Annotated in this window: 5 protein-coding genes; 4 read left to right on the forward strand and 1 reads right to left on the reverse strand. The window is 70.9% G+C overall.

From position 1 onward, the window contains the following. Nucleotides 1-54: 54 nt before the first annotated feature. The 4 genes from AB1L88_RS06735 (at nt 55) to AB1L88_RS06750 (ending at nt 8597) form a co-directional block, all read left to right on the forward strand. On the forward strand, nt 55-3519 hold the full coding sequence (locus AB1L88_RS06735; protein WP_367095869.1) for a hypothetical protein: 3465 nt from the start codon (nt 55-57) through the stop codon (nt 3517-3519). A gap of 617 nt (nt 3520-4136) precedes the next feature. Next, nucleotides 4137-6170 carry an ATP-binding protein gene (locus tag AB1L88_RS06740; RefSeq protein WP_367095870.1) on the forward strand — a complete coding sequence of 678 codons (2034 nt, stop codon included), beginning with the start codon at nt 4137-4139 and terminating at the stop codon, nt 6168-6170. A 155-nt stretch (nt 6171-6325) separates the two neighbouring features. Then, nucleotides 6326-8254, forward strand: coding sequence for an ATP-dependent zinc metalloprotease FtsH (ftsH, locus tag AB1L88_RS06745; protein WP_367095871.1), 1929 nt, complete (start codon nt 6326-6328; stop codon nt 8252-8254). Between the two features lie 139 nt (nt 8255-8393). Beyond that, complete coding sequence (locus AB1L88_RS06750) at nt 8394-8597, forward strand: hypothetical protein (protein WP_367095872.1); 204 nt, start codon at nt 8394-8396, stop codon at nt 8595-8597. Nucleotides 8598-8736: 139 nt separating this feature from the next. Here AB1L88_RS06750 and AB1L88_RS06755 read toward each other — a convergent pair whose 3' ends face one another. Continuing rightward, on the reverse strand, nt 8737-11997 hold the full coding sequence (locus AB1L88_RS06755) for a choice-of-anchor O protein (protein WP_367095873.1): 3261 nt from the start codon (nt 11995-11997) through the stop codon (nt 8737-8739). Nucleotides 11998-12111 lie beyond the last annotated feature (114 nt).

The raw sequence follows: 12111 nt of genomic DNA on the forward strand, positions 1-12111 counted from the left end.
TTGGTTCTTCGCCGATTGATTCGGACGCCGCGGCCCGATCGGAGCGCCTCCCCCATGATCCGCCTGACCTTCGGCCTCCTGCTCGTCGCGATCCCGGCCCTCCCCGCCCAGGCCGACGAGCGTCTCGAAGTCGTCGAGGGGACCGCCGTCTTCGTCGGCACCGAGAAACCGGCCGCCTTCGTCTCCCTCTCCTTCTCGCAAGGGGGGCACCCCGAAACCACCGTCACCACCGACGCCGACGGCCGCTTCCGGTGGATCCCCCTCCGCGTCCTCAACCTCCACGCCGGCGCCGAGGGCTCCAGCGGCCCCCTCTGCCGGATCCAGGTCCAGGACCCAAGGGCCTCCACCTGGGAGATCGTCCACGTCGGCCGAGGCCCCCTCAACGAGTCCTTCCGCCGCCACGCCGAGGACCAGTACCTCGAATCGGCCGAGACCCGCTGGACTCGGGAGGACGGCGAACCCCACCTCCAGGTCCTCTGCCCCCCGACCGGCACCTCCGAGATCCGGCTGTTCGAATCCGACGGCACCCCGCTCGCCCATCGTGCCGTGGAGGTCTACCCCGAAGGCCGACGCTTCGGCTTCCACGGAGAGACCAGCGCCCGCCTCTCCGCCGCCACCGATGACGGGGGCCTCCTCCGCCTCCGCTGGGTCGAGGGGATGCAGCGCCTCCGCCTCGTCGTCCCCGAGGTCGGCTTCGGCGCCACCGGCTGGTTCGAGGTCGTCGGCGGTCAGGCCGTCCAGCCCCGGGTCCCCCGGCTCGCCCGGTTCGGCGCGGTCGAAGGGCGACTCGCCCCCGAGTTGATCGGCAAGGTCGACACGGTCGGCGTCGGCGAGACCCCCTGGAATTCCTCCCGGGCCCCGTGCGACGCCGACGGCCGCTTCACCCTCCGCCGGGTCCAGCCCGGCCCGCAGACCCTCCGGGCTTTCCTCGACGGCAAGCCGGTCCGGGTCGATCAGGTCAACCTCGCGGTCGTCCCCGGCCGGAGTATCGAGGGGGTCGTCCTCGGCCCCGCCCCTGAACCGCCCCCCGGCGCCCCGCAAGGGATGGGCGGGTTTGTCAATCGCGGCAATCCAGACGAGGAAATCACCTGGGTCGAAGGCGTCGTCACCGACGCCCGTGGCCTCCCCGTCCCCGACGCCCCGGTCGCCGTCCGGGCCGAGTTCAACACCGGCATGCGGCTCGGGGGCGAACAACGCTCGACCACGACCGACGCCCGGGGCGCCTTCCGCATCGCCGGGCCTTCCCATCAGTTCATGAGCACGCTCCTCGTCGTCGTCTCCCCGCAGGGCCGGCCCCCCGCCGTGGCGTACGCCCCGGCCCCCTCGCCCGACGCCCCCGATCGCCCCCCCCTCGAAATCACCCTGGCCGACCGGGGAGGAACCCTGCTCGTCACCGTCCTGAAGGACGGCCGCCCCGTCCCGGACGCCGGGGTCCGTCTCGAACAGGCGAGCCCCTACGGGAACTTCTTCGCCCGGACCATGATCCTCGGCCCCCAGCGCGGCGCCGACGACGACGCCGACCCCTTCTCCCGGCTCTCCCCGACCGCCACCACGGGTCCCGACGGCGTCGCCCGGTTCGACCACCTCCTGCCCGGCTCGTACCAGATCCGGGCCGCCGAAGGCCAGGCACCCCGCCTGGAGTTCCACTTCTGGAGGGTCGGGAACGATCCTCCCGTGCTCGGCATGGCCGACGGCATCGAGGTCGCCGACGGCCAGACCGTCGCGCACTCGGTCGCGCTCCAGCCGCGCCCCACCGAGCGCCGCTTCCGGGTCCTCTTCCCCGACGGCTCGCCGCTCGATTCCCGGGACTTCTTCATCACCTTGCCCCAGCCCGGCTCCTCCTCCTCCTTCGCGGTCGATGACGACGGCATCGGTGCCCACGCCTTCCAGGCCGCGGGAATCCACCAGGTCCTCGTCCGGTTCCGCGACTCGAAGCTCCACCCCAACCCCGACCGCGCCGAGCCCTTCTACGAGGCCACCGCCCAGGTCGCCGTCTCCGCCGCCGAGCCAAATGGGGAGCCGATCCCGCTCCGCGCCGTCCGTCGCGGGCCCGCCACGCTCCAGATCCAATTGCGCGATGCCGACGGCCGGCCCGCCCCGGGGACGGCCCTGCTCGTCACTCCCGGCTGGGACGAATCGATCGACTTCGCCGCGACCACCGACGAGACTGGCCTGGCCCGGTTCACCGAACTGCCCAGCGGTTCCTACCGCATCCGAGCCATCCTCGACGGCCTCGACCCGCCGCCGACCCTCACCTTCTCCGACGACCCGGACGCCGAACGCTTCCGCCGTCCGTTCGCCATCCTCGGCCGCGCCGTCGAGCTGGCCTCCGACGACGACCGGACGGTCGAACTCCGGGCCGAGCCGGTCGCCTACCTCGACGGCCTCCTGCTGCCTCGCCCCGGTTTCCAGGCCCGCAACGATCGGGTCAACGTCGCCGGCGATCCCGCCCGAGGCCGAATCGAGCCGACCGCCCGGCACGACCCCGAGTCCGGCCGATTCCGGATCGGTCCGCTCCCGATCGGCACCGCGTCCCTCTACATCACCAGGGTGATCGACCAGGACCACCGCTCGCTCGGCCCCGTCGAGGTCGACCTGGCCCAGGGGGTCAACCGCCTGGAACTGCCCGCCCCCGCGGACGCCCCCGACCCCCGGGAGCGACGCTTCCCGGACCCGCCTCCGGCCGCCCGCGTCTTCCTCGAAAACGGCGAGGTCCCCGCCTTCGCCGCCCGGGCGTTGCTCTTCTCCCCGGCTTACGCGAGGCCGACCACCGAAGGGATCACCGATGCCTCGGGCCGCCTCTCCTGGAACGGGCGCTGGATCTCCCTCGGCGAGGACGAGCCCCCCGGCCGCGTCCCCGCCCCCTCGGTCGCGGTCCGCCTGCCCGGCTCCAACGGCGCGGTCGTCCTCGGGGCCGACCAGCCCGAGGCGCGTCGCATCGTCCTGCCCCCCCCGGTCGCCGCCTCGGGCCGCGTCACGATCGGCGGCCGGCCACTCGGCGACCGCCTCGGCCAGATCCGGGTGTCGGCCCAGCATCAGGGCGGCGGCGACCTCTCGCTCGCCCTCAGCCTCGAAACCACCGCCGACGCCGACGGCGCGTTCCTCCTCGCCGGCCTGACCCCCGGCCGCTACCTCGTCCAGGCATCCCGCGACCGGATCTGGACCTCCCCCGCCATCGAATTCGTCGCCGCCGAGGGGGAACCCCTCCCCGATCTCGCCCTCGACATCCCCGAGCCCGGCGCCCCGATCTCCCTCCAGGTCGTCGACGCCTCCGATCGCCCCGTCCCCGATTGCCCCTTCCAGGTCCTCCGCCCCGCGGGCCCGTACGCCGACCTCTGGCCGACCTCGCTCCGCACCGACTCCACCGGCTCGGCCCTGCTGCTCGGCCTCGAGGCCGGCGAGCACTCCCTCCGGATCGACGGCGCCTCCGCCCCCGTCACCCTCGCCGTCCCCCCCCGCGATGCCGACCATCCCGAGCCGGTCCCGATCCAAGTCGTCCTCCCCGATCCGGCCGACTGACCGATCAGGCCCCCTCGCCTGGAACCGTCTCGGACATCCCGATCGATTCTTATCCTCCCCCAGCCGCCGACCCCTCATCCCGCGAACGCTGGGAGCAGAGCAAGCCATTCTCAACCCTCACCCCCTCTGGGGGAGAGGGTGGCCGTCAGGCCGGGTGAGGGGTGCCTGGGCCGATCGCCTCACCCCGCGATCCTCCCTCCTTGGCGACCAGACCACTTCTTTCCCGCCCTCGCGGCTCTCGAGACGATCGAACCGCGTCCCTTTTCTCGCCACCGCCTTCTACCTCCCATCGACCGCTCTCGCGGGTCAGGGAGGCCCGCGGCCCGAACGAACCGCCTCGCGCAGGCGGGGACCGCTCGAATCGCACCGATCCGCCGGAACCGCCCCGCCTCGGTGAGCCCCCGCGGACCCGACACCCCCACCCGGCAGCGTCGCCGCAATCGTCCCGGATCGTCTAGGCGACGGTGCCGCGATCGGGTATCCTGGGACGCATTCCAGGGAAGGACCCGCACCGAGGATCGCTAGCGTCTCGGATCAAGCCGATCGGACCCCGTCGCGTCCGTCGCCTTCGATCGTCGCGTGTTCGTGTGCTCCGAGCGTCCCGACGGAGACCGCCGGTGTCGTATCGCACCTTCAAGCACCTGCTCGGCGAGACGAGCCTGGAGCGGAAGTGCCGGTTCATCTTCGGCGGCGGCATCCTGCTGCTGGTCACGATCAGTTTTTATATCTACGGGCGCAAGACCGAGAGCCTCGTCATCGGCCAGAGCCGCCAGGCCGCCCGGATGCAGGTCAAGCCGATCCTCGAGGAGATCCACCTCAAGGCCGCCCTCGTCCGCCCCGAGCTGGCCCCGATCGTCGACAAGGTCTCGCGCGAGCTGACCCCCAAGGACGGCTTCCAGCACTTCGACTGGCACGTCGTCAAGCCGTTCGCCGAGGAGGCCGACCGCCGCCCCCGGGACGACTTCGAGCGCCGGATCGTCGACCGCTTCCTCCAGGCCGCCGTCCGCCAGCGCGGCGACTGGGACGCCAACGGCCTGACCCGACCCTACAGCTTCCCCGACGGCACCCCGGCCGAGTACACCGAGATCGGCCAGGACCGCTCCGAATACACCTATGTCCAGGCCGTCCTGTTCCGGCCCGGCTGCATCGCCTCCTGCCACGCCCGCCCGGCGACCGACCCGGTCCCCGCGATGGTGCCGATCGACATGACGAGCCTGGGCGACGAGGACGACCCCGGCGCGACCCTGCCGCCGATCGAACCGCCCGACGCCCCCCTCGACGACGAGCCCGGCCTCTCCTCCGCGGCCCAGTATCACGACATGATCCGCCTCGACGAGTCGGGCAAGTACGCCCGCACCCAGCCCGGCGACCTCGCCGGCGTCGTCCTGGTCAAGCTGCCGATGGAGCAGACCAACAAGGCCATCAACCGCAACCGGGCCATCCTCATCGCCACCGCCCTGGTCACGGCCATCCTGGCCATGTTCGCCTCCTGGACGATCGTCCGCTACATCATCGTCCGGCCCGTGAAGCACCTGCGCGAGGTCTCCGACGCCATCGCCGCCGGCCGCCTGAACATCCGCAGCCGCATCCAGACCGGCGACGAATTCGAGGAGCTCTCCCACGCCTTCAACCGCATGCTCCACAACCTCGTCGCCATGCAGCAAGAGCTGCGCGACGTCAACGGCGACCTCGACCGCAAGGTCGACGAGCTGGCCCAGGCCAACATGGCCCTCTACGAGATGAACCGGATCAAGAGCGATTTCCTCGCCACCATGAGTCACGAACTCCGGACCCCCTTGAATAGCATCATCGGGTTCTCCGAGGTCCTCTCCGGCAACGATCAGCTCGGCGAGAAGCAGCGCCGCTACGCCTCGAACATCCAGAACAGCGGCCGGATGCTCCTGTCGATGATCAACGACATCCTCGACCTGGCCAAGATCGAGTCCGGCAAGATGGAGGTCCGCGCCGACGACTTCTCGGTCCGCGAAGTCTGCGAGACCCTCGCCGTGCAGATGCGCCCCATGGCCGAGCGCAAGAGCATCGAGCTGGAATGCCGGCTCGACGAGGCCATCCCCCTCGTCCGCCAGGACCAGGGCAAACTGCGTCAGATCGTCTACAACCTCCTGTCCAACGCCCTCAAGTTCACCCCCGAAGGGGGCCGCGTCGTCCTCTCGGCCAGGGCCGAAGGCCGCTCCATCGTCGTCGCCGTGGCCGACAACGGCATCGGGATCGCCGCCGAGGACCGCGAGGTGATCTTCGAGAAGTTCCGCCAGGCCGGCATCCCCGGCCAGTCGGCCGACGTCCTGATCCGGGAGCACCAGGGGACCGGGCTCGGCCTCTCCATCGTCCGCGAACTGGCCCGCATGCTCGGCGGCGACGTGAGCCTCGACAGCGAGCCCGGCCGCGGCAGCACCTTCACCGTGACCATCCCGCAGCAACTCCCCGGCGACCGCCGCATCGAGGTCGCCCTCTCCGACACCACCATCGACCTGTCCAAGGCCCGGCGGATCGAGCACCACCCCGCCTCCTCGACCGTCGGCGCGGCCCCCGCCCCCGCCCCCGCCCACCCCGGTCCCGACCGACGCCCCCGGCCCGAGGCGTTTCGGGCCCGCTCCGGGCTCCGGATCGACCCCGCCCAACCGGAATCGTAGCCCGCTCCCTCGACCCGACCCCTCGCGTGCCGATCAATCGGTAGATTCACTCACGTCCGTCCGCCCATACGTCCCAGGATCAGCCTCCGAAGCTCGTTCGTTTCGCCTTGCATCGTGACTTTCGCCCTGCCTCCCGATCACCGAGACGACACCCGATGAGCGCGCATCACTCCCCTTCGTCAGGCAACCCGTCCGGCCCGAGACGGCCCCTCATCCTCTGGGGCCTCGCCATCGGCGCGGTCCTGGTCCTCTTCACCGTCGCCGCGATCATGAGCCATCGCGCCTCGACGATCGAATCCTGGACCTACGGCCAGTTCCGCCGCGGCCTCGTCGACGGGCAGGTCAAGTCGGTCCAGCTCGGGGCTCGGAGCCTCGACGCCGAACTCCGCTCCGCCGACGCCGACGGCAGCCCCAGGCGCATCCGGGCCACCTGGTCCGGCGCCCAGGCCGACCCCGACCTGACCACCCTGCTCGATCAACACGCCGACGACTACGAATACCAGCGCGACATCGGCCCGATCGCCTCCGGCATCGCCACGCTCGCCGTCGTCGTCCTGCTGCTCCTCGGCCTCTTCCTCATCACCCGAGGGGGCGGCCTCGGCCCGGCCATGGCCTTCACCCGCAGCAAGCCGAAGGCCCGCGACCAGTCGTCTCGCCGCGTCACCTTCGACGACGTCGCCGGCCTCCGCGAGGCCGTCGAGGAACTCCAGGAGGTCGTCGGCTTCCTCAAGACCCCCGAGCGTTACGCCGCGCTCGGCGGCCGGATCCCCAAGGGGGTCCTCCTCGTCGGCCCCCCCGGCACCGGCAAGACCCTGCTCGCCCGGGCCGTCTCGGGAGAGGCGGGCGTCCCCTTCTTCGCCCTCTCCGGCTCCGATTTCATGGAGATGTACGTCGGCGTCGGTGCCGCGCGGGTCCGCAACCTCTTCGCCAAGGCCGAGGCCAAGGCACCCTGCCTGATCTTCATCGACGAGATCGACGCCATCGGCAAGGTCCGATCCTCGGGCGCCTCGGGTGCCCAGGACGAGCGCGACCAGACCCTCAACCAGCTCCTCGTGGCGATGGACGGCTTCGACGCCAACAGCGGCATCATCGTCATGGCCGCCACCAACCGCCCCGAGACGCTCGACCCGGCGTTGATCCGCCCCGGCCGCTTCGACCGCCACATCCGGGTCGACCCGCCCGACCTCGTCGGCCGCGAGCAGATCCTCAAGGTCCACTCCCGAGAGGTCCCGCTCTGCGAGCAGCTCGACCTCCGCCAGGTCGCGGCCATGACCTCCGGATTCGCCGGGGCCGAGCTGGCCAACCTCGTCAACGAGGCCGCCCTGCTCGCCGCCCGCAAGGGGAAGGACCGGGTCGAGCGGGCCGACTTCGAGCAGGGGTTCGAGCGCATCCTCGCCGGCCCCGAGACCCGCGGCCGGGTCATGCGACCCGACGAGCGCCGGCGGATCGCCGTCCACGAGGCCGGCCACGCCCTCGTCTCCGCCAGCCTCCCCGGCACCGACCCCGTCCACAAGGTCACCATCATCGGCCGGGGCAACGGCATGGGCGGGTTCACCATGTACCGGCCCGAGGAAGACCGCTTCCTCCACACGACCGAGTGGCTCATGCACTGCCTCGCCGGCCTGCTCGGCGGCACCGCGGCCGAGGAACTCGCCCTCAATTCCATCTCCGACGGCGCGACCAGCGACCTGCAGCGCGCCACCCAGATCGCCCGGCGCATGGTGACCGACTTCGGCATGAGCCCCAACCTCGGCCGCGTCTGCTACGGCATCGACCCCTCGTCCGGCCAGGGCGGCCCCGGCTGGAGCGAGCGGACCATCCGCGAGATCGACCTCGAGGTCCGCCGCCTCCTCGACGAGGCCCTCGCCCTCGCCCACTCCCTCCTCCGCCGCCGCGCCGGTGCGCTCGTCGCCCTCACCGAGCTGCTCCTCGACCGCGAGACGATCGACGCCGCCGAGCTGCACGCGGTCCTCGATTCCCACCCCGACCCGACGCCCCCCCCGCCAACCCCCTCGGGCCTCGCCTCCCCGCCCGATCGCCCCTCGCCCCGATCCCTGGCGTTCCGGGGCGTCGAACCGAACTGACCCGCAGCCGCTCCCCGACCAGCCCGACAAGAAATCCGGGGGAGCGTCGAACCCCTTTCTGTACGCCCCCGATCGGTCGCCCGGCCTCGTCCGGGCGCCGCGATCGCATCCCAAGCGTCTCAGGTTCGGAGGCCCCCTCATGTCGAATGTCTGGACCGCCGTCGCCTCGATCCCCTGGTTCGGCTGGATCGCCATCGTCGCAATCACTTCGGGATCGATTGCTGGCATCTTCAATTCCTGGTTTCGTCATCGCGAACGCATGGCGATGATTTACCAGGGCATCCATCCCGACTCCGCCGAGCCCAATCCCGGCGAGTCGAAATCGTCGGTCCCCGAGCTTTGACGCCGCTCGGCCCGGCCCCCGCCCCCCTCCGCCCCATCCCCGGGGACCGATCTCCCCGGGTTTTTCAAGCAACACACGCACATGCAATGATTCGGCTCGCCGGCCGGCAACGCCCGGCCGGCGAGCCCGGACCCGGTGGTCAATTCCACCGCAGTCGATCCAGTTCCTCCAGCGCCTCGTCGAGCGCCTGCAGCAGCGTCGACGGGCCCGACACCCCCGCCAGCCGGGCGGCCGTGGCCGTCCCGATCCCCAGGGCGTGCCCCGTCGCCGCCAGCCGGCTCACCAGCGGCGACACCAGCGGCACCGTCCGAGGACCGTCCGTCCCGAACAGCTCCGCCCGATCGTCACCCGTCGCGCTCTCTCGGATCGTCCAGGTCGACGATCCCTGGCGGAACGTCGCCAGGTCGATCCGACCGTCCCCGTCGTAGTCCCCCGGGGCCGCCACGTCCCCCGCCTCGCCCAACGCCTCGGCGTAGCCGAGATGCGTCGACGAGGGCACGACGAACCAGTGGGCCGACCCCGCGAGCAGGTCGCTCACCGGGCGATACGTCGCGATGTCGGCCTTCCCGTCGCCGTCGAAGTCCGCCGGCGCCGGCAGGTCCATCAGGCCCGTCGAGCTGGGCAGGATGAACCACTCGGCCGCGCCCGGCGTCAGGTCGCTGTCCGGACGGAAGGTCGCGATGTCGGCCTTCCCGTCGCCGTCGAAGTCCGCCGGCGCCGGCAGGTCCATCAGGTTCGCCGCGCCGAAGGCGAAGCGGTACGCCAGCCCCGTCGAGCTGGGCAGGATGAACCACTCGGCCGCGCCCGGCGTCAGGTCGCTGCTCGCCCGGAAGGTCGCGATGTCGGCGATGCCGTCGCCGTCGAAGTCGGCCGCGACCGGCATGTCCATCATCCCCGGCGCGCCGAAGAGGACCTCCCTCGTGCTCCCGGTCGACGACTCGACGATCGTCCAGCCGGCGGCATCGGCGACGCCGTCGCCGTTGCTGTCCACGTCCGGGCGGAAGATGGCCAGGTCGATGATGCCGTCGCCGTCGAAGTCGCCGTGGACCGGGATGTCCCCCATCGCGCCCAGCGGGGCCAGGTGCGCGGTGCCGTCCGAGGTCTGGCGGACCTCGAACCGGCCGCCCGTCGCCGCGTCGGAGGTGTAGTCGACCAGGTCGGTCAGGCCGTCGCGGTCCATGTCCCCCGGCGTCGCCGGGGTCGGCGTGACCGCGACCCGGAAGCTGCTCGACGGCCCCTCGACCCCGTCGTCGTCCGCCGCCGAGAGCGTGACCTCGAAGCTCCCCGCCGTCAGATACCGATGCGACCGCAGGCCGATCGGCCCCGCCTCATCGACCACCACGGTATCACTGGTGCCGTCGCCCCAGTCGATCACGACCGTCCATGGCCCGTCGTCCCCCGGGTCGACCAGCGTGCCCAGGTCGACCACCCCCGCGATCCGCTCCCTCGCCGACTGATCCGCCGGCGCGCTGATCGTCGGAGCAAACTCGATCCTGGCGAACCACGAATCGCTCCCCTCGATCCCGGTCGCGGGATCCAGCCCGTTCTGATTCCAGACGGCATAGAGCCTCGTGCCTGACGGCGTCGTCCGGAGTTGTGCCTCCGCCTGCGAGGCCGGCCCCTCTGCAAGAGGAGCGAACCCCCACGCGCCCGTCGCTGCGTCGTAGACGAGTTCGTAGGTGTCGCCCCGGTCCGTCGTCCGGGAATAGAAGATGTCGGCCGCGTTCTTCGAGTCGGAGTCCTCGTCCTCATCGCCTCCCGGCGTGTCGAATGCGGTGCCATAGGATACGAAGATCACGTCGGGGTTCTGGAGATCTTCGGGGTTCCCGGTCGGGGGGCCGTCGAGCTTGGTGATCGTGCCCGGCGTGCCGACGATCCGCGGCTCGATCACCGACATCGTGTGGTCGGGGAGGTTGGAGAGGTTCCGCGACTCCTCCCAGGTCACGCCGCCGTCGAACGACCTGCGGACGAAGAAGTCGTAATGGTCTTCACCGACCTGGGCTGCTGCCCAGTCGGTCGTCAAGGTGTAGCCGAGCATCATGAAGTCGCCTCGCATGATGCCGCGGTGGGCCCGCGCATTGTCATCGGGGTCGGCGTCCCAGCCATCGTCCAGGCCCGCGCTGCTGACGTTGACCTCGGACTGGAAGGAGGCGAAGGTGTAGTCGCCGAGTGCTCGCCTCATGAAGATATCCGCGGGCGAGTCGTGCCCGCCTTCGCTCTGCCGGTAGAGCGCCGCCAGGACGGTCCCCGAGTCCCCCGCCTGCGCCTTGGGCTGGAGGACGAATCGGACGCGCCGGGCGTTGAGCCCGGGATCGCTCAGCAGATCGCCCTCATCGATCGTGTCCGGGTCGGTGAAGTCCGGGAAGTGATGGTAGAAGACGGACTTCCCCGTATCTCCACCCCCCTTCGTCTCCTCGTATCCGAGGATCGTCTCGGCGCCGATGACCTTGCCGGTCGAATCCCGGAGCGGCTGGAGGAACATATTGGGGCGCGATGCACCGGTCCGACCGCCGTCATTGTTCGTGACGCGAACCGGGCTGGACATCGGCACCAGCGCCTTGGCCCGGCCATGCGGATCGGCCCCGGGGTCGACGGCCGGGTCTTTCTTCAGGAAGTCGTCCCAGCGGATGGAGCTGTACCAGATGTCGGTGCCATCGCTGACGAGCGCACCGGATAGGCCGTCGCCCGGCCCGAGCCCTTCACCGGGCCGCAACCCCTCCGGGTCTTCCTGCCAGCTCACCGCAAACCCGGCCTGGCCGGCACCCGAGATGTTCACCTGGATCGCGTCCCGCACCCCGGATGTCACCTGTTCGGCCCGGAGCCAATCGACCGTGCCGTCGAGGTTGATCATGCCCCGGGCGACCCAGACCGCGCTGAAGGGCACCTCGCCGAGATCCGGCCTGCCCTCGGCGGCGTAATCGACCGACCCCTGCTCCCCGGCGACCCCGAACGAATCCGTTCGGCCGTACGCGGGGCTGACAGAGTCCGGCGTTTCCAGCGGGGCGTACTTCGAGGTCCACGCGACGAACAGGTTGCGACCGGCAACCTGGATGACCGGCTTGACGGTGTCGCCGTAGGCCGCCTGCCCATCGGCCAGGTCGAACGACGACTCCGTCGCGCTCCTCGACAGGTTGAAATGCTTCCACGTCGCACCGTCATCGAGCGAGATGGCGACGATCGTGTCCGAGGCCCCTGTCCCCGCGACCTCATCCGTGTACGTGACGATCAGCGGTTTCACCGTCCCCGCGAGCAATTCCCCGTCTGCCGAGCGCGACTGGACGTAGCTGGGCATGACATCAATCTTGGACTTCTCGGTGAGGAACTCGGGCGTCTCTGACACGTTGAGGAGATCGGTCCGGCTAGGGCCATACTCGGCCGCGAGCGGCACGATCGAGACCACCGCGGGCACGCTCCTCGATTCGAGGCATTCCGAGGCCGGCCTGCACTTCCCCGGCCGCGAGCTGTTGCGGCCGAACCAACGGTTTGCGTTGCCTCCGCGTGGGAATCTGTCGTG

This window comes from Tautonia sp. JC769, from assembly GCF_040717455.1.
Taxonomy (GTDB): domain Bacteria; phylum Planctomycetota; class Planctomycetia; order Isosphaerales; family Isosphaeraceae; genus Tautonia.